The following is a 19,115-nucleotide window of genomic DNA, read 5'->3' on the forward strand; positions in this document are numbered from 1 at the left end:
TGACGAATGACCATTTCGTCATTTGCCTTATTCCATATCTTATTTTCAAGGTGCGTTCTCTCAGTTGTGCCGATCCTCTCGGCGACAAGAAATAATATATCACTGGTTCAAAAAATATGCAAGCCTTTTTTATAAAAAATTTAGCGGGTGGGAATTTGAACCTGCCCGCTTCGACCTTCATCATCGATCAGCCCAAAATCTGAACCAACTCGATCCACTCTCCGTCCGGCCCCAGCACAAAAGCATTCTTCAGCCCGATGTCCCATGTTTTGATCTCTTGGGCAATCTCTACACCTTCTTTTTGCATCCTGTTCACTTCCGCATTGAGATCATTGGTCAAAAATAGGCGGTCAGCAAATCGAGATGGGAAGCTTCCTGCTCATGAAATCCCGTCATCAATCCGGTGACGACGTTTAACTGGGTCTCTTGGTCGATGCGCAGACAAGTCCATCCGCCGGCCGCTTGAATCCCCCCTGACAAGGCTGCACTTTCAAGCGCCCGCACCACTGTTGTTCCCACTGCAATCACCCGTTTCCCTCTCTCTTTCGCTTCCTGAATGATTCTTGCCGTTTCTTCCGGGACTGCATAGAATTCACAATTTTCCTCCGGTTGAACCCGCTCCGCATCGTCAAATAAGTAACTCAACCCAGTATGCAGGGTTAGATAGGCAATTTTTATCCCTTTCCTTTGCAAGCGAAAAAGCATTTCCCAGGTAAACGCTCGGCCGGCCGATGGAAGCTCAACCGAACCCGGCGCATTACCGTATACGGTTTGATAATAATCGAGCGGCCATGATTCGGCGGAATACTCATAATGGACCGGCTCCCCGAGTGCGTAGATTTCTTCCAACAGCGCAGCCCCTTGCCGGTTGAAATCCAACGTGACAAAAGGCGGGCGAGTCTAAATCGCCTTTGCCAATAACTGCGGCGAAAATTCAAGCAGGTCCCCCGGCATCACCGATCCTCCCACCAACAATGCGTCCCAGATTGACTTATCTTTTCTGCGGGCCAAGCGAACCTCCATTCCCCTCTTTAGACACTCATCCCGACGAATCCAATTGGCCTTAAGCGAAGCCGGAATTGTACGGCTGTTGTTTAACACCAGCACATCGCCCGGGGACAAGTATTGATCAAGCTGAAAGAAGATGGTATGTCGGGATTTTCCGGTAAGCCGGTCAGAAACCATCAATTTCACATGATCCCGCCGGATTCCCTTCCGTTCCGGCAGGCTGGAGGCATTTAAAACCGGTGGCAGAACAAATTGGATCAGAGCCGCCATCGTTGATCCCCTTCTTTCCCGGCAAATGTGGGTGCATGAAGCCGTTGGCCATTGACATGACTGGACTCATCCTGTGCAAGATAGAGGAAAACACCTACCCTGTCACGCGGATCAGCCAATTCATAATCGCAATCCGGTACGGCCAGGGCATGCATCTCCGTATCCATCTCCCCGGGGTCGACTGCATTTACCCTGACTCCGCTGCCCTCCACCTCATCGGCCCAGGTTTGCGTCATTCCCTCCAGGGCAAACTTGGAGATGCCGTATGCTCCCCATCCGGCATAACCAATCCGGCCTGCTTCCGATGTGACATTGATCACTGACCCTTTTCCGCGCGCGAGCATCCCGGCCAGTACCCGCCGGGTAACCAAAAACGGATTCATGACGTTAACCCGCAAGACTTCCATAAAATCTTCCTCGGGAAAGTCGAGCAAGTACGGACTCGGACTCGGACCAAAGATTCCGGCGTTGTTAATCAAAACATCGATTTGCCCAAATTCGCCCTCCGCTGTCGCCACAAACCGTTCCACATCGCGCGGGGAGGACATATCTCCTGCCATGGCCAATACTTTTACCAAGTAAGCTTGCAGCTCCTTTTCCACTTGCTTCAGATTTGCTTCCGTACGGGCGGTGAGCGCCAGTGAAGCCCCCCTGTTCGGCAAAGGCATGTGCCAAAGCCCTCCCCAGTCCCCGTGACGCCCCGGTAATCATAACCACCTTATTTTTCAGTATTAGAAAAACCTCCTTATTTTTCTGAATGATTGTGGCACCACATTTTTACCCATTTAACAAACTTTTATAAACAATTATGTTTGTTAAATGGGTAAAAATTTTTTCTTCCAAAACAACGGCCAAAGGGCTTTGCAACTCCTTTGGCCAACAAAACAAGTTATTGTTGATCAACGACCAGACGGTTCCCAAGGAGCCCTCTTTTTGTTGCAAGCCGAGAGACTCGGAAACAGTACCGCCCAGTCATTCCCGGTGCTTTATTCCGGTGAACGGATGACACGGGGCATCCGGGCAATAATCGGCGTTCCGTAGCGCAGGTTTAATTTAGGATTGGGAAGAGAGACTGTCATGTGAGAAATCCGTTTGAGTTCGGCGATTTCCCCTCCATTTTCCACCCATAACCGGTTCACTTCATCGTTCTGGGCGACCCATTCCTGATCCAGTTTCCCGCCCACATCACTGTACCTCTGCTTGGCATAGGTGCGCAAATTGTACCAGCGCTCATCCAGCAGATCGCCCGTATCCCGCCAGTGATTCAGATCGATTTTCTTCATGCGGTACAAATCGTCCAAGGCTTCATTCAAATGCCTGTCTTCCAGTGTCACGCGGGCATCCATGCTTTGGTAAGTCTCATCCAGTTTTTGATTATCACTGGTATATTGTTGATTGATCGCTTGCAGCGTTTTTGTGTACCAATTTTCATTTTCAGCATCCAATTCGCCGGCAAAACGGGAAAAGGCCTCTTTCAGTCCCTGCTCATCCATGACAGGCACAAACGTGCCTCCCCCGGCAATCGCGGCGCTATCCAATGTCTGCCGGCTTTTTTCATCCAGACTGAGCCCGATGATGTTGACGATCGTTTGTGGATTGGATTTATGTAATTGCTTCACTTCGGCAACAGGGTTTCCACCGCAGGTATCGCTTCCCCCGCTGACGATGTAGATCCGGTTCTTGCCTGTGGCCCCCGGCTTTTCAGAAAATGCGCGGGCTGTCTGTTTGATCGCCAAGGCAAGCGGTATTCCGCCGGCAGGCTGAGCTCCGTTTAAAGCCTGGTCAAAGCGGTTAGCATCATAAGCGGACAATTGGTACGCTGTCTCAACATTCCCGCAGGAAGGAGCCTGGTTCTTGGTTTGCTCTGAACCGGTCTGTCCGTAAAGGAGCAGGGCCACTTTCGTTTCCTTGGGAAGTTTGGCCGCAAATTGTTTAATGGCCTGACGAGCAAGGGCCATTTTGCTTTCCCCGTTCATCATTCCTGCCATCATCCCGCTTGCATCAAGAAGAATGACAACATTCTCCTTCATTTTCGGCTTTGTCGCATCCTTTAGAGCAGTCGGCTCAGCCTCGGATTTTAAACGGAGCAAAGTCGCCTTGTATTGAGGATTCTCCAATTTCGTAAATTGCTCTTCATATTCTGCATAGTTTTCCCCCAACAGTGCCAGCAACCGGCCATAAATCTCTTCCGCCTTCAAATTTTTCGGGAAAGTCTGCAACGCTGCCCGCAGCTTCTGCACATTATAACGCTTGGATGCATAAAGGCCCTGTCCATGATCCCGGACGATCAATTTGGCATCCGTGCTTGAAATCGGCGGTTTAAAATCAGCCTCTTTTTTGTCTGGCTCGCCCGCCAGTGATAAATAGCTGCAACCGCTGAGCAACATCGAACAGGCAAGGACGGCAGCCCACCCTCTGATCGTTTTGCGTTCCATTTCTTCCCTCCCATCATTGAGAATCCTCTTCTTCTGCTTATACCATACTATGCTTTCACTGGGAAAAGAAAAAAGCAAAATACAACTTTTCGTCATCTTTTTCTCAACGGCCGTTCATTCTCTCACGCACAATCGAATGAACGAGATGAACTGGCGACATCTCCCCGCCCGTAAACAAGGATACCCATTGCTTGGAAGGCAGCAATCTTTTGGCGATCTCGGCTTCATCCAACCCTCTCTCATGAAATTCCAGCGTTTTCTCCTGTAACCCTTCCAAAAAACGAAGCTTCTTTTCCAATTTGAAACGGCCGTCCTCTACAATGCCTGCGTGGCCGCAAAAAACGGTTTCGACCGGGAAAGTCAGAATCCGCTTGATCGAATCGATCATCCGGGGAACCGATTCTCCTTTCATCCCGTAATCAAGGCGGGTTCCCAAAAATAAATCACCTGCGAACAACCATTTTTTCTCTTCTTCGAGCAGGCAAATATGGTCAGGTGAATGCCCCGGGGTGCGAACAATCCGAAATCGATGGTTCGGCGTCTCCAGCCATTCGGGTACATCGACGCCCCCCATTTCCCCCCGCTTATTCCCCCAGATGATCCGACGGTAAGCTGGCATTTCCAATCGGTCAAATTCCGATTTTGTCTCAGGTGACCGGTACAAGGGAATGCGAAAGTAAGCGGCCCAAAAATCGGCGTTGCCGGCGTGATCTTCGTGAAAATGAGTGAGAACAATCTGGCGCGGATTTTTATCAGTTAAATAAGGAAGGAGTTCTGATCTTGCACGAACCGGCCCGGTGTCGATTAACAGACCGTCCACAATGTAACAACAAAAAGATAAAGGACTGCGAAAAAAACAGAAGCGTCCCCGGATCATATGAACATCTTCATTCACCGCTGTCCTGATTCGTATTTTCCTCATCTCGCCATTCTTCCTTCCTGGAAAATGACACATCGAAAAAGGCTCAGGCGCACATCTCCAGTGTTTGTTTAATCACACACCTGGTGCTTCTCCTTATTATTGTAAACCATCCTTCTTCTTCCTGTTATTTTCGCAAGCCATGAAAAAAAGCCGGTTGATTCTACCGGCTTTCACACTAACTCTTTCACCAGCCTGCCAGGGTCGGAAACATATTCTCCCAGGGTTTTTGTAAAGCGAATCGCATCCGCCCCATCCAGGACGCGATGATCAAAACTGAGCGAAACATTCATTTGCCAGCCAGCCGTGAGAACGCCTTCCCGAACGACCGGCTTTTGTTCAATGGGATGAATAGCCAGGATGGCCACTTCCGGGGGATTGATAATCGGTGTAGCCCAGCTGCCGCCAAGCGCACCGGCGTTGCTGATGGTAAATGTGCTCCCTTTCATATGCTTGGGCAAAAGTTTTCCTTCTCTCGCCCACTCTGTCAATTGTCCCAATTCCTCAGCGATTCTCTCCATACTCTTTCTTTCCACCTGATGGATTACGGGAACCAGCAAACCGCGCGGCGTATCGGTGGCAATCCCCAGAGAAACGGAAGAAAAACGCCTTACTTTCTGTTCCTCTTCCAAAAAATGGACATTGAAATGAGGATGGTGTTTCAAAGTGACGGCAACCAGTTTGGCCAGAATCGCCATGTAGGTCAGACGGGGCCCTTCGGGGTCGTGAAGCCGGTTCTTGCGCCACTCCACCAATCCGTCAGCGGCCAGCTCATCAAAGTGGGTCGCGTGGGGTTTGCGCGTCACCGAAAACAACAACCGGTCAGCGATCTTGCGACGGGTGGGGGTGAGGGGTTCTTCCACCCACTCCCGGGCATGCGAAGGGGCATCGACAATCCCGGTTTGCCCGTCTTCGCCGGCGGATAACAACTGATTCGATCGGGCTGCCTTCCTCACATCATCATCAGTCACCCTGCCGTGAACGCCTGTCCCCTCCACTTGCAGCAAATCAACTCCCAAATCCCGTGCCAGACGGCGGGTGGACGGCGCGGCCAACACCCTTTTCCGCTTCTTTGCCCCTGTCGCCTCCCGCAGATTCTTTTCGTCCCCGCCGGAAGCTCCCGGTGTTGGAGGCGGATCCGGTTTCTCTTCCTCCTGACCTGCGAGCCTGTATAATACTTCTCCCACCGGAACCACATCCCCGATTTTCCAGCAAAGGCTGGCAATGCGTCCGGCCGCGGGGGCAGGCAGTTCGACCACAGCCTTATCAGTCTGCACTTCAATCACAGGCTGATTTTCTTCCACCTCTTCTCCTTCCGCCACCAACCAGCGCACCACTTCCGCTTCTGCCACGCCTTCACCGATATCCGGCAAGCGAAATGCCACTGACATCCCATTTCCCTCCTCGCTTTCTTAAAATGATGCAACCTGACCGATCGCTTGTGAAACGCGCTCCACTCCGGGAAGAAAATGGTCTTCCAAAGCAAACATCGGAACCGGAGCATCATATCCGGTCACGCGGGCGATCGGAGCCTCCAAATACAAAAAGGCGTGTTCTTGGATCAGGGCAATCAGTTCGGCGCCAAGGCCCGCCGTTTTCGGAGCCTCATGAACGATGACGGCTCTGCCGGTCTTTTTGATCGATTCGATGATCGTCTCTTCATCCAGCGGATAGAGCGTGCGCAAATCGATAACGTCACAGCTGACCCCTTTTTGCTCCCACTCCCGGGCCGCTTTTTCCGCAATCGGCACCATCGCCCCCCAAGCAAATACGCTGAGATCATCCCCTTCTCTCACCCGTCGCGCTTTTCCAAGCGGCACTTCGAACCAGCCCTCGGGGACCTCTTCTTTGACGGAGCGATAAATTCGCATCGGCTCCAGGAAAATGACCGGATCCGGATCTTTGATCGCTGCGAGCAACAGCCCTTTCGCGTCGGACGGGGTGGAAGGCACGACGACTTTCAGACCGGGAATATGCACAAACAAGCTTTCTGTCGAATCGCAATGCAGTTCGGGAGCGCGAATTCCGCCTCCGTAAGGGGCCCGGATGACCAGCGAGGCGGGAAACACTCCCTGTGTCCGGGTGCGCAGGCGGGCGGCATGCGTGACGATTTGTTCAAAAGCGGGATAGATAAAACCCATAAACTGAATTTCCGCCACCGGTCGAAACCCGTTGACCGCCAGGCCGATCGACGTTCCGACAATCCCCGCTTCCGCGAGAGGCGTATCAATCACGCGCTCATCGCCGAACTCTTCCCACAATCCGTCCGTCGCCCGAAATACCCCTCCGTTTTTGCCCACATCTTCCCCGAGAACGATTACACTGGGGTCGGTCTTCAAGGCGACGCGCATTCCGTCACAGATCGCCTGCACGATGGTCATCTTCGTCATCCTACTCCCCCCTTATCCTGTTCCAATTGCTTTTGTTGCCGCCTTTCATTGGGAGAAAGCTGCGCATACACATGTGCGAACAGATGGGTGGGCGGGGCGGGAGGACGGCTTTCCGCTTCCCGGATCGCCTCATCGATTCGCCGCTTGCACTCCTGTTCCCACTCTTTTTCCTCTGCTTCATTCAGAAGGCCTTCCGCTCGTAACAAGTGAATGTAGCGCTTGAGCGGGTCTTTCTTTTGCACCCACTCTGCCACTTCTGCATCGGGACGGTAGCGTTTCGCATCATCGGCTGTGGTATGGGAACCTTTGCGATAGGTTACCGCTTCAATCAAGGTCGGCCCTTGACCTGACCGGGCCCGTTTCACCGCTTCCGTCATCACATCATAAACGGCAAGCACATCATTGCCGTCAACGCGGACTCCCGGAAACCCATAGGCAGCGGCCCGTTCCGCCACCGTTTCCGACGCGGATTGGCGCGAAAAAGGAACACTGATGGCGTAGCCGTTATTCTGGCAGAAGAGAATCACCGGCACGCGAAAAACGCCTGCGAAGTTGCATGCTTCATGAAAATCGCCCTCCGAGGTGGCTCCATCTCCAAAATAGGCAACAGCAACCGACGATTCTCTGCGCAGTTTTGCCGCCCAAGCCGCCCCGACCGCATGCGGAATCTGAGTGGCGATGGGAACGGAAGGCGGAAGCAAGCGAACCCCTTCGGGCGGCTTGCATCCCTCCACCCGTCCCATCCAATAAAGCAGAATATTGGCGATCGGCATTCCGGCGATCATCGCTACCCCGTGTTCACGATAACTGGGGAAAATCCAGTCTTCCTCCTTCAGCGCCATCGCACTGCCGATCTGTGCCGCCTCCTGGCCCTCCAGCGGCGCATAGGTGCCGATCCTCCCCTGCCTCTGCAACAAAATCGCCCGGCGGTCAAACATGCGGACGAGCGTCATCTCGCGGTAAAATCGAAGTTTCGTCTCCCGGTTCAGCCGTGTCCATATCTCCATCCCCCGTCCCGACAGCGTGCCGTCCGGCAGGAGATATTGAACGAGATTTTCTTGACGCTGGTCAGTAAGCACAAACCCTACCTCCCTCTTTCCGACAAATGAAAACCGAGCAGAATCCGGCGAAGATCCGCCACTTTCTCGATGCGCTCCATCACCAGTTGATCGGCTGCCCTGCTCGTGGCAATATTCTCGGCATGCGAACGTTCATAAATGGCTAACAACATGTCATAAATCGCTTTCGTCTTGGCCAGAACCCGTTTCTCTTCGTAACCCTCCACTTCATCGGCTACCTGAATCAATCCGCCCGCATTGACGAGATAATCAGGGGCATAGAGAATTCCTTTGTCATGCAGGTAATCGCCATGACGCGTTTCTTCGAGCTGGTTGTTGGCAGAACCGACAATCGCCAGGCAGCGAAGCTGGTCGATCGTTTCATCGTTCACCACACCACCGCGGGCGCAGGGGGCGAAAATGTCACACTCCACGCGATGGATTGTATCCACTCCGGTCAATTCCACATTATCTCCGTACTTTTCTGCCAATTCCATGCAACGCTCCTCGTTGATATCCGCGATCACCACCCTTGCCCCCTCGGCAACGAGCAGTTCAACCAGGCGGTATCCCACTTTTCCCACTCCTTGGACCGCCACTTTGCGCCCGCGCAGCTCAGGTGATCCCCAAAGGTACTTCGCCGTCGCCTTCATTCCCTGCAAAACACCGAACGCCGTAGGAATCGAGGTATCCCCGCTGCCGCCGTGTTCTTTTGGCAGACCGACAATCGCCTTCGATTCTTTGGCGGCATGAACAAAGTCCTCCGCATAAGTCCCCATGTCCGTTCCCGTCAAAAAGCGCCCGTTCAATCCTTCGACAAAACGGCCCACCGCCCGGAACAATTCGGGGGTCTTATCAGTCCGGGGGTCCCCGATGATCACCATTTTCCCCCCGCCAAAATCGGCATCCGCCAAACCACATTTATACGTCATCCCTTTGGACAAGCGCAACACATCCTCAAGCGCTTCATCCGTGGAGGAATACGGGATCATGCGACAACCGCCCAGCGCCGGGCCCAGTGTCGTGTTATGGATGGCAATGATCGCCTTTAATCCGGTCGGCCGGTGGCGGCAAAATACTACCTGCTCGTGTCCGTGCTGATCCATGAGATCAAAAATATCGCGCATCATCGCCTGATCTTCACGCTCTTGATTTTTTCCCTGATCGATTTTCATGCTTCCCATATCTCTCATCCCCATTTTTCCAGCTTGAAGCGATCAGACAAGCCTGAAAATCTCCAACCTGCTTCATCATATGACCCAAACGAAGGGGTGTGCGTTTATTCCCCTTTGAACGAAGGTTTCCTCTTTTCTGCAAAAGCTTGTACCCCTTCGAGAAAGTCCCGTGTCTGCCCCGCTCTCTCCTGCAGAACGGCTTCCGATTCCAGAGCCTCTTCCAGACTTCCTTCCATCCCCTTGTAAATCGCCTGTTTGGTCAATCCGATCGCCACCGTCGGCCCCTCCGCCAGCTTGCGCGCAAAGGCAAAAGCTTCGTCCATCAACTGATCTTCGGAAACCAAGCGGTTCGCCAGTCCGATCGCTACGGCTTCTTCCGCTTCGACATCCCGTCCCGTCATCGCAATTTCCAGCGCCCTTCCCAGCCCGACCAGCCGCGGCAAAAAGTAGCTCGAGCCGCTGTCCGGAACCAGTCCGATCCTGACGAACGCTTCGACAAACTTTGTTTTCGGCGTGATCAAACGAAAATCGCAGGCCAAAGCGAGGCTTGCTCCGGCTCCGGCTGCCACGCCGTTGACAGCCGCAATGATCGGCTTTTCCATCCCGACCATCGTTTTGATCAGAGGATTATAACGGCTGCGCACGCTGTCACCGAGTGAAATCAGCTCTCCTTTTTTTTGCATGGCGGAACGGTCGTTTAAGTCTTGTCCAGAACAAAACGCTTTCCCTGATCCGGTCAAAATGACAGCGCGGATTTCCCTGTCTTCTTTTACCTCTGTCAATTTTTCCAGAAGCTCACGGCTGAGCTGGTTATTGATCGCATTATACAGCTGTGGCCGGTTTAGCGTAAGAATTCCGACCCCCTCTTTTTTCTGCAAAAGAACCGTGCGTTCACTCAATTACGTCCCCTCCTATTTTCCTTTGAATTGCGCTTTTCTTTTTTCTATAAATGCATTCATGCCTTCACGCTGATCTTCGGTGGAAAACAGCATGCCAAACGCCAGCTGTTCAAAGTGAAGTCCCTGTTCCAGCGACATTTCCTGCGCCCTTAGAATCGCCTGTTTCGCCATTTTAACCGCCAGCGGCGGCTTTTCCGCAATCTTTTGCGCCAGGCTCAACGCTTCCGGTTCCAATTGTTCCGGAGGAACCACGCGGTTGATCAAGCCCCAGTCCAATGCCTCCTCCGCGGTAATCGGATCGCCGGTCAAGATCATCTCCATTGCCTTCCCCTTGCCGACCGAACGAGTCAACCGCTGCGTTCCACCCGCTCCCGGAATCACCCCAAGCAAAATCTCCGGCTGCCCAAAACGGGCGGTTTCCGCCGCAATAATGATGTCACAGCACATGGCCAATTCATTTCCGCCGCCTAAAGCATAGCCTGCCACCGCAGCGATGAGCGGCTTCTCCACCCGGCGGACCCGCTGCCAATCGGCGAAATAGGCGTTTCCGACAAATTGGAAAGGAGCAGCATCGGCCATTTCACTGATATCCGCTCCGGCGGCAAACGCCTTGCCCTGACCCGTAAGGATGATGCAGCCGATGTTCTCATCCCTGTCCATTTCTTCCAACACGTCTGCCAGTTCTTTCATCAACGATGTGTTTAATGCATTTAACACGCGGGGTCTGTTGAGGCGGACAATCCCGACCCTGCCTTCCCGTTCTACCAGAATCAGCGGCTCGTCCATCCGGCTTGTTCCTCCTTTTCTGTTAGAAAGCGGTTACATTTAATCTTTTATAAAAATAATCTCTTTTCTGATCATACGATTTTATTTTACCAAACAAGCGGTTGTTTGTCATTTCCTTCATGTACAGCAGCACAGCAGTAAAGACAGGAAATTCCCGGCATCCACATGCTTCGCTCAACAGAAAAAGCGCCCTTTTCCAGGCGCTTATCTGTGTGAAACGGTCTTTTGCGGCTGTTTCGCCAACACATATTTCGCTGTTTCTGAGATGCATTCTTCACAAATGATCTTGTCACGAAAGTAGAAGAGATTGTAAGAACTTCCGCACAAAATACAACTGGGGTTATATTTTTTCAGGACAATCGCATTGTTATCCACAAAAATTTCCACCCCATCGTGGGGATTGATGCTCATCAAATCTCTTAATTCCTTTGGTAAAACGATGCGTCCCAAATGGTCTACTTTGCGAACGATCCCGATTCCTTTCATCCCATGGCTCCTCTCATTACTGTTGAAAGCTGTTTCGGGAGGTGTCAGCTTGCAACAAACAAGCGAGCGTCACAAAAAGGTTGTCGGTATCGCTGTGACCGTTTATCTCTACTGGGAACCTGATGGACTCTGCGTCATTGACCCAGTTGAAGTTCCCGTGTCGGTTTGGGTGTTGCCTTCCACATTGGTCGTAGCAGAACCCGGGTTGTTTGATGTGGAAGTGTCAGTTCCCGGATTGGCTTTAGTCGGCTGATTGGTCTGATCGGGAGTATTCTGCTGACTTTCGTTATCGGTGGGTGTCTGATTTCCCGATCCATTCAATTTCTGATTGGAATCCGCCGGTTCTTCCGTGGGCTGGTCTTTTGGCGGGGTTTGCCCATCCGTTTCCGAACCGTCATCGATAATCGAATTCCAATCCGTAGCAGAAGGCTTTTTCAACAATTCGGATACCGGTTTGATATCATTGGCCAAAGCTTCGATCGGCGTATCATTGACCTCTTCCAGCGGAAGCTCTTTTCCTTCTTTCTTCGCGAGCACCCAGACAGCGTATTTCGCCGGCGACAAACCTTTCTTCGCCGCTTTTGTCTGCACTTTTTTGGGCATGGCCAAAGTGTGCACATGCAAACCGAGATGTCGGTCTTCGCTCTCCTCACTGATCACCTTTTTCAAGGAATTGATCGTGGAGACGCTCTCTTTCTCCTCTTTAATCCCTGACAGCACCACTTGGTCTTGATTGTGCAGATATCCGTTTCTTCGCGCTGCTTCCAAAAACTGAACAGCAAAATCGTCGACGCTTTCCCCATGGAAATCAGCCTGCTTCAGCAGCTTTTCCGCCGACTTGTTCAGCGGTTCAACCTTGACCACTTTTCTATCTTTATTTAAAGCGATGGCAACACTCGGATTTACATCAAGATACACATAGGTTTGGGCATAGGCTTTGTCGGGTGCCGCCGAGGACAGAATAAAAAAAGTTCCGAGCATCGCCGCAGCCGCAGCAGAAATGGCCGCAATCCATGCAGCGCGCTTCTGCTTTCTCACGGGTGATGTCTGAACGGAAATTTCTTCTCCAACCTGGGAAAGATCATTGGTTTTTGGAACTTTAACAAATTCACCATCGGTGGTTAAAATGATCCAGTGCTTCGCCTGAACCTCCATAATGATCCCTTTTCGCATCAGTCCAACCTCCCTTCTTCCCCTATAACCCAATGTAACTGCGGATCAGGGTAAGATCTTCGACCACAACAATGGTGAGGGCGATCAGGTAGTTTCGATGTCTGTTAAGCGTTCGTCTGTGCAAACCGAGTGTTTTTGCCAGATCTTTCTCTGTCTTTTTCTGGGATAAAAACTTTTGCATTAAGTTTTTGTCCGATACTAACATTTTGGCAACTTGCAACAAACTTTCCCGTGTATCCCGATGTTTCGGACTCTTTTTCGTCAATTCCTCCAACGTGATTCCGTATTTTTCCAAAGAACGGATAAAAATTTCAATCTCCAAACGGCGCAATCGGTCTGTCTCTTCTTTTTTGTGTCTTTCAAACGACAAAGCGACTAACTCTTGATTATGCGTCTCTTCTTCACGTGCACCCGGCGCAGAGAGGGGAACCGAGCGTTGATGCCTGCCTTCCTGCCTGAAATAGTCTACCAGCCGGCGCTGGATGACCTTGTAGGCAAATGATAAAAAGGTGGCACGATGTTCGGGATTATATCTCCCGATCGCTTCATCGATCGCCCGATAAGCAATCATGTATTCATCATCATGAGGTGTAACAACCCTTCTGCAGATCCGTGATGCAATTCTGCGCACGTGCGGTTCAAGTTCACGCAATAGTTCGTCTCTCTGTTCAGGAGAGTGCGTTTCTTGCACCTGTAACACGCGCATTTCCAAATCTGTTCCCCGAAACATGCAATACCGACACCTCTCCCTATGTATTTATTCGCATCGCCAACCTTGTTTTTGTCCCCACAGGCCATCAACATTTTACCATGTTCCCCGCACCCCGTCTTTTGAAGATAATTTATTTTAAAAAATAGTATAAATTAAAGCAAGGTGTCGACTTGCATGATTTGCAGAAACAAAACAGGAAGAGGATCACCCCGGGCGGATGCCTCCTCTTCCTTCTCCCCCGTCCGTCACACACCGGCCAACCGGCGAATTTTTTCAACTGCGTGTGCATTCTCCAGCGATGAAAGATCCCCTGCATTCTCCCCCAGATAGGCGGCACGAATGACCCGGCGCAAGATTTTGCCGTTACGCGTTTTCGGCAGTTCGTCCACGATATGCACCCGTTTCGGTTTTAATGCTTTTCCCATCCGCTCTCCGACGAATCGGACCAGCTCTTCTGTCAGCGACTGAACTTCCTCCCCGTCGCCGCGTACGACAACGAAACAGACGGCGCTTTCCCCTTTGTCGGCATCCGGAACCCCGATCGTTGCCGCTTCAATCACGGACGGATGATCGACCAGAACCGATTCCATCTCCGCCGGTCCCAAACGTTTTCCGGCGATTTTCAATGTATCATCGGAACGGCCGGTGATGAACCACTGCCCCCCCTCATCGACAATGACCCAGTCCCCGTGCAGCCACGTTTTGGGCCAGCGCGACCAATAGGTATCCTCATAGCGTCTGGCATCCTGCCAAAATCCGCTGGTCATGCCTACCCACGGCTGCCGCAACACCAATTCGCCCACCTCGCCCCGAACCGTTTTTCCCTGATCATCAAACACCTCGGCGTCCATTCCGGGCAGCGGTCCGGCAAAACCGCAGGGAACGATCGGCTTGAAGAAATGGTTGCCCAAAATTCCGCCAGAGATTTCGGTTCCGCCTGAGTAGTTGAAAATGGGAACCCGCTTTCCTCCCACTTGTTCAAACAGCCAGTGCCAAGGCTCCGGGTTCCAGGGTTCCCCCGTCGAACCGAACACGCGCAGACTGCTTAAATCCCGCTGGCTGAACCACGATGTGCCATGTTTCATGAGCGCACGAATCAGCGTGGGAGAAATGCCCAGATGGGTAACGCCGTGTTTTTCCGTCAATTCCCAGAGACGTCCCGGAGTCGGATAATCCGGCGTACCTTCAAATACGAGCATGGTGCTTCCCAACAGCAGAGTGCCAAAAACCATCCACGGCCCCATCATCCAACCCATATCGGTCACCCAGAACAGAATGTCCCCCAGTCCCACATCGAAGGCATAACCCGCATCAAAGGCCGCTTTGAGCGGAAATCCGCTGTGTACATGGACCGTTCCTTTCGGTTTGCCGGTTGTTCCGGAGGTATAGATAATCATAAACGGGTCATTCGCGTCCGTCACCGCAGGAGAAAGCGTTTTCATTTCTGCAGTCAATTGATCCCACTTCACATCCCGGTCCGGGTTCCACGGACAATCTCTTCCCAGCCGGCTGACCACAACCACTTTCTCCACACTCGGCGACAAATCTGCAGCCCGATCCGCCTCCTCTTTCATCGCAACCACTTTTCCCCGGCGCAAATAGCCATCAGCCGTGATCAGCCATTTCGCCTGACAGCCCTGAATCCGGGTCGCCACCGCTTCAGCTCCGTATCCGGAAAAACAGGGAGTAAAAATAGCGCCTATCCGGGCAACCGCCAGCATGGCTATCACATTTTCGGCAATCATCGGCATGTAGATAGCGACGCAGTCCCCCGCAGCCACCCCCAATTTCTTCAATCCGCATGCCAGCCGGTTCACTTCCAGCCACAGGTCGCGGTAGGTGTATTTTTTCGTCGTCCCGTCATCTCCCTCCCAGATGAGGGCCAGGCGATGCCGGGCAGCGGGTTCTTCGACAAACCGGTCCAGGCAGTTATCGGAAATGTTGATCTTTCCATCGACAAACCAGCGGGTCCAGGCGATGCCATCGGACATATCCAACACTTGCCGGTACGGCATCATCCATCGCAAGCCCAGATCATTCACAACTTCATCCCAAAACCAGGCGATATTCTTGATTGATTGTTCATAAAACCGGTCATAGTCCCGAAACCCCAGCCGTTTCATAAATCGATACAAGCGTGTCTGTTCCATTTGCTCTTGTTTTGGAAACCATACTGGCTTGTGCATCGAAAGATCACTCCATTTCTGAATAAAATCATCCCTCTATATTTTAAATCTATTATGATTATTGGGTCAAAACTTTGCATATTTCAGATATAAAATACACACTTTCACAGAAAAAAAGCTCCCATGCTCAACACATGGAAGCCCGCACATCTTTATTTCGTTTCCATTTTCAATCTCGCGGCCTCGCTCTTTTTGCGGAAAAAGAGGAAATACAGGATATAACAAAGAATAAATGCCGGAATGCCGTATTCGATCGCCGGCCGCTGCGTCGGATCAAACCACAGGCTGATCAAAGCGATCAGGTTAATGAGAAAGGCAAGAATCGGCACAACCGGATAAAGCGGCGTTTTAAAATGGAGTGCTTCCAATTTTCCGCCTTCGGCCAGGTAACGGCGCCGGAAGAAAAACTGCGATGCAGCAATGGACATCCATGCCAGAATCGCCGTCATTCCCGCGATGGAAAGAAGCACCATATAGACAGTATCCTCAGCAAATTTGTAAGACAGGAGGGAAAGGCAAGCAATTGCCATACTCAAAATCAAAGCGTTAAACGGAACACCCCGTTTGGTCAGCCTGCCGAACACCGGACTGGCCATACCGTTTTTGGACAAGGCGTACAGCATCCGCGTCGTTGCGTACAAGCCCGAGTTCGCCACGGATAACAGTGCCGTCAAGATGACAAAATTCATGATATCCGCAGCATATGGAATGCCGATTTTATCAAGTACAGTCACAAACGGGCTCTCCATGACCCCAGCCTGTTTCCACGGCAATAATCCGCATAAAACAAAAACAGCCAGTCCAAAAAACAAAATCGTTCTCCACACCGTTTGCCGGATGGCGCGCGGGATCGTTTTTTGCGGGTTTTCACTTTCCCCGGAGGCAATCCCAATCAATTCCGTCCCCTGAAAGGAAAAATTGACGGCCACCATCGTAACCAGCACATTGATAAACCCATTGGGGAACAACCCGTCCTGAGTAAAGTGGCTCAAGTAGGGAGCCGCTTCTCCACCCTTCAGGTGGATGAATCCAAACATGGCAGCCCCGCCCAAAATAATGAACAAAATGATGGTAATCACTTTGATGCTGGCAAACCAGAACTCGGTCTCCGCAAATCCCTTGGCCGAGAAAGCGTTTACAACAAATAACACGACTCCAAAGATTAAGCACCATACCCAAATCGAGACATGGGGAAACCAGTGCTTCATGGTCAACCCGATCGACGTGAGTTCCAGCGCCACTGTCACGGCCCAGCCCAGCCAATACATCCATCCGACGGCAAAACCGGTGGCCGGCCCGATGAATTTGGTGGTATAATCCTGGAACGATCCTGCAGAAGGCATCGCCACAGATAATTCACCCAGGCACAACATGATCAGGTACATGCAGATTCCGCCGATTATATAAGATAATACCGCACCTAACGGCCCCGCCTGTCCGATCGTGAAGCCTGTACTGAGGAAGAAGCCCGTTCCGATCACTCCACCGAGGGCAATCATGAACAAGTGGCGGCTCTTCATCGATTGTTTCAGCTGTCCTTGCTGCTCTTGACTCGTATTCAACAGACGACCTCCCCTTTTTTTATAGCCATTTCCCTCTAACTCGATTTTATAATTTTTTTAAAAAAACGCAAAGCAATATTTTTCCGCACTCGTTAGAAATGACAGATTTCTTGTATATTTTATTGAGTCCTGAACACAAATACCTTTAAACTATCAATACCAACAGTATAAATATACAAGAAAGTGATATAAATAATCAACAGGTAAATAAAGCAAAAATAAGGTATAGTATGGGTACAATCGTCTTACACCAAGGGAAAAGGAGCCAATCACATTGAAAAGGATCATCAAAAGAGAAGAATTGAACAGCAAGCATCTGGGTGAAACAAAAGAAATTTTGGTTTATCTTCCCGACGACGAAGAGAAAAACGGAGAATATCCTCTGCTCGTATTGCATGACGGGCCGGATTACTTTAATCTTGGCCGGATAGTAACCCAGGCCACCCGCATGATGGAGCAGAAAAAAATCATACCGTTCATGATGGCGGCCGTACCCGTGCAAAAGGAAAAACGCACGTCGGAATACTCACCCATCGGCCAGCGTCAGCCGCTTCACATGAACATGATCGTCGAAGAACTTCTCCCTTTGATTCGCACAAAGTATCCCGCCAGCCGGAAAAAAGAGGATCTCGTGATCGGCGGTTCCTCCCTCGGCGGAACAGTCTCCCTGCATATCGCCTTGACTTATCCCGAGGTATGTGACCAAGTGCTCTCCCAATCCGGCGCGTTCATGGAAGCGACGACTGAGCAAATCCTGCGTCAGCCTTCGCTCTCCCGCCTTAAACTGTATCAATCGGTCGGAACATCGGAAACGGCCGTTCCCACGCATCTGGGCACGTTCGATCTCGTTGCACGCAATCGCGAAATTTATCGCAGCCTGAAGGAAAAAAACGCGCAAGTTCACTACATTGAAGATGAGGGAGACCACACCTGGGGCTTCTGGCAACGGGACCTGCCCCGTGCCCTGCAAACTTTCTTTGGCACAGAGTGATCTACATAAAAATCATCCGCAGAGGCTTCGGCCCCCTGCGGATGGTTGCTAATCCAAAAACTCCTTTTTTCCGTCCGCTGTTTCCACGTCACTGCCTGAAGCGGCAAAACATCCAAGCTCATCCTCCGACCCCGGATCTTTGCCAAACAACTCCTGATAACGCTGGCGAAAACTTTCCGGAAAATAACTGGACAAAAAGATGACACCCTTAACCATTGAAAGAGCCAAATCTTTGTTTTGCGGCTGAAACGCGGCGTTCTTCCGAAATGAATCAACATCCGTGCCAAATCGGAAAGCGTGATGTTCAACTTCTCTCAGCAGTTTTTTTATGTATTGAATCAAATGGCGAACAAGCACTCCAGCTCCGGGAAGATCATTTTGCGCCCGAGTGTTGAAATATTTCTCTGCCAACCGATCCTCGTCTTCCTTTTTGAATTCTTCGAGGAATTCCCTGGATAACGGGTGTCGCAAGAAAGGTCCCCAGGTTTGCAAACTGTACCGGGTCGGTTTGAACAGCAGGACATACACGAGATCGAACCACGCGCGTTCTTGCGGATTAAAAGGCGCATCCGTTTTGTTCGGGGCATGGTGCAATGCCGTTTTAAGGTAACGTCTGCAAAAATCCTCATATTCGCGGGTAAACATCAATTTTTCGTGCCAGATTTCATCGACTTCCCGGCTGAACATCGGAACACTTTTCAGGAGCGCGGCCATGATCAAATAACGTTTCCATTCAAACCAGCGGTTTTCCCATTCAGTCAGACTGATTTGGTGTTCGCGAATGACGCGTTCCTTAACCCGTTCCACATAGCGTTCGGAAAGCGATTGTTCCAAGTGGCGCAACAATGCCCGGAAGTTTCCCCGAAACTCTTCGCCATGATCCTGCATGCCAAGATCGGGCAAAACGTATAAAAGCCGGTGTTTCTTTCTCTTGGCCAACCGATAGAGAACATTGACCACGATGCTCATTCCAATGAAAAACACCAGCAACAAACCAGCGATGATTTCCATTCCCCGCCATCTCTCCTCTCTCTACCATTGTAATCAATCGATGAAGAGAAATGC

17 protein-coding genes and 1 pseudogene are annotated in these 19,115 nt (G+C 51.2%); 1 reads left to right on the forward strand and 17 read right to left on the reverse strand.

Going from position 1 to position 19,115, the window contains the following annotated elements; translation table 11 throughout:
* Positions 1 to 187: 187 nt before the first annotated feature.
* The 16 genes and pseudogenes from I8U18_RS18215 to I8U18_RS10060 form a co-directional block, all read right to left on the reverse strand.
* Entirely contained in the window at positions 188 to 307 is a 120-nt protein-coding gene (locus tag I8U18_RS18215; RefSeq protein WP_327147039.1) for a VOC family protein, read from the reverse strand.
* A 29-nt stretch (positions 308 to 336) separates the two neighbouring features.
* Positions 337 to 1,278, reverse strand: a pseudogene (locus I8U18_RS17765) (S-adenosylmethionine:tRNA ribosyltransferase-isomerase).
* Positions 1,266 to 1,946: an SDR family NAD(P)-dependent oxidoreductase gene (locus I8U18_RS09995; protein WP_370589289.1), complete on the reverse strand. Its 681-nt coding sequence runs from the start codon at positions 1,944 to 1,946 to the stop codon at positions 1,266 to 1,268. Before I8U18_RS09995 ends, I8U18_RS17765 begins: the two are co-directional and overlap by 13 nt.
* 318 nt (positions 1,947 to 2,264) lie before the next feature.
* Positions 2,265 to 3,713, reverse strand: a complete 1,449-nt coding sequence (locus tag I8U18_RS10000; RefSeq protein WP_198055898.1) for a vWA domain-containing protein — start codon at positions 3,711 to 3,713, stop codon at positions 2,265 to 2,267.
* Between the two features lie 103 nt (positions 3,714 to 3,816).
* Positions 3,817 to 4,635 carry an MBL fold metallo-hydrolase gene (locus I8U18_RS10005; protein WP_198064737.1) on the reverse strand — a complete coding sequence of 273 codons (819 nt, stop codon included), beginning with the start codon at positions 4,633 to 4,635 and terminating at the stop codon, positions 3,817 to 3,819.
* A 170-nt stretch (positions 4,636 to 4,805) separates the two neighbouring features.
* Positions 4,806 to 6,023, reverse strand: a complete 1,218-nt coding sequence (locus I8U18_RS10010; protein WP_198064738.1) for a dihydrolipoamide acetyltransferase family protein — start codon at positions 6,021 to 6,023, stop codon at positions 4,806 to 4,808.
* A 21-nt stretch (positions 6,024 to 6,044) separates the two neighbouring features.
* Positions 6,045 to 7,022 (reverse strand): alpha-ketoacid dehydrogenase subunit beta, encoded by a 978-nt coding sequence (locus I8U18_RS10015; protein WP_033100149.1) that lies wholly within the window; start codon positions 7,020 to 7,022, stop codon positions 6,045 to 6,047.
* A complete protein-coding gene (gene pdhA / locus I8U18_RS10020; RefSeq protein ID WP_370589213.1) occupies positions 7,019 to 8,101 on the reverse strand; it encodes a pyruvate dehydrogenase (acetyl-transferring) E1 component subunit alpha in 1,083 nt (360 codons plus the stop codon). Before pdhA ends, I8U18_RS10015 begins: the two co-directional genes overlap by 4 nt.
* Positions 8,102 to 8,106: 5 nt before the next feature.
* On the reverse strand, positions 8,107 to 9,207 hold the full coding sequence (locus tag I8U18_RS10025) for a Leu/Phe/Val dehydrogenase (protein ID WP_370589387.1): 1,101 nt from the start codon (positions 9,205 to 9,207) through the stop codon (positions 8,107 to 8,109).
* Positions 9,208 to 9,359: 152 nt separating this feature from the next.
* Positions 9,360 to 10,154, reverse strand: a complete 795-nt coding sequence (locus tag I8U18_RS10030; protein ID WP_198064740.1) for an enoyl-CoA hydratase-related protein — start codon at positions 10,152 to 10,154, stop codon at positions 9,360 to 9,362.
* Between the two features lie 12 nt (positions 10,155 to 10,166).
* Entirely contained in the window at positions 10,167 to 10,940 is a 774-nt protein-coding gene (locus I8U18_RS10035; RefSeq protein WP_033100146.1) for an enoyl-CoA hydratase-related protein, read from the reverse strand.
* A 204-nt stretch (positions 10,941 to 11,144) separates the two neighbouring features.
* Positions 11,145 to 11,426 (reverse strand): AbrB/MazE/SpoVT family DNA-binding domain-containing protein, encoded by a 282-nt coding sequence (locus I8U18_RS10040; protein ID WP_198064741.1) that lies wholly within the window; start codon positions 11,424 to 11,426, stop codon positions 11,145 to 11,147.
* A 108-nt stretch (positions 11,427 to 11,534) separates the two neighbouring features.
* Positions 11,535 to 12,599 (reverse strand): anti-sigma factor domain-containing protein, encoded by a 1,065-nt coding sequence (locus I8U18_RS10045; protein WP_198055894.1) that lies wholly within the window; start codon positions 12,597 to 12,599, stop codon positions 11,535 to 11,537.
* Between the two features lie 22 nt (positions 12,600 to 12,621).
* Complete coding sequence (locus I8U18_RS10050) at positions 12,622 to 13,329, reverse strand: sigma-70 family RNA polymerase sigma factor (RefSeq protein ID WP_198055893.1); 708 nt, start codon at positions 13,327 to 13,329, stop codon at positions 12,622 to 12,624.
* 227 nt (positions 13,330 to 13,556) lie between these two features.
* Positions 13,557 to 15,497: an AMP-binding protein gene (locus I8U18_RS10055; RefSeq protein ID WP_198055892.1), complete on the reverse strand. Its 1,941-nt coding sequence runs from the start codon at positions 15,495 to 15,497 to the stop codon at positions 13,557 to 13,559.
* A gap of 152 nt (positions 15,498 to 15,649) precedes the next feature.
* Positions 15,650 to 17,059, reverse strand: a complete 1,410-nt coding sequence (locus I8U18_RS10060) for an amino acid permease (RefSeq protein ID WP_198055891.1) — start codon at positions 17,057 to 17,059, stop codon at positions 15,650 to 15,652.
* Between the two features lie 274 nt (positions 17,060 to 17,333).
* Between I8U18_RS10060 and I8U18_RS10065 the strand changes: the two genes are divergently transcribed.
* Positions 17,334 to 18,050, forward strand: coding sequence for an alpha/beta hydrolase (locus I8U18_RS10065; RefSeq protein WP_220184974.1), 717 nt, complete (start codon positions 17,334 to 17,336; stop codon positions 18,048 to 18,050).
* 48 nt (positions 18,051 to 18,098) lie between these two features.
* Here I8U18_RS10065 and I8U18_RS10070 read toward each other — a convergent pair whose 3' ends face one another.
* Positions 18,099 to 19,061 carry a glycine-rich domain-containing protein gene (locus I8U18_RS10070; protein ID WP_198059115.1) on the reverse strand — a complete coding sequence of 321 codons (963 nt, stop codon included), beginning with the start codon at positions 19,059 to 19,061 and terminating at the stop codon, positions 18,099 to 18,101.
* Between the last annotated feature and the right edge of the window lie 54 nt (positions 19,062 to 19,115).

This window comes from Thermoactinomyces sp. CICC 10522, from assembly GCF_016055075.1.
GTDB lineage: Bacteria > Bacillota > Bacilli > Thermoactinomycetales > Thermoactinomycetaceae > Thermoactinomyces_A > Thermoactinomyces_A daqus.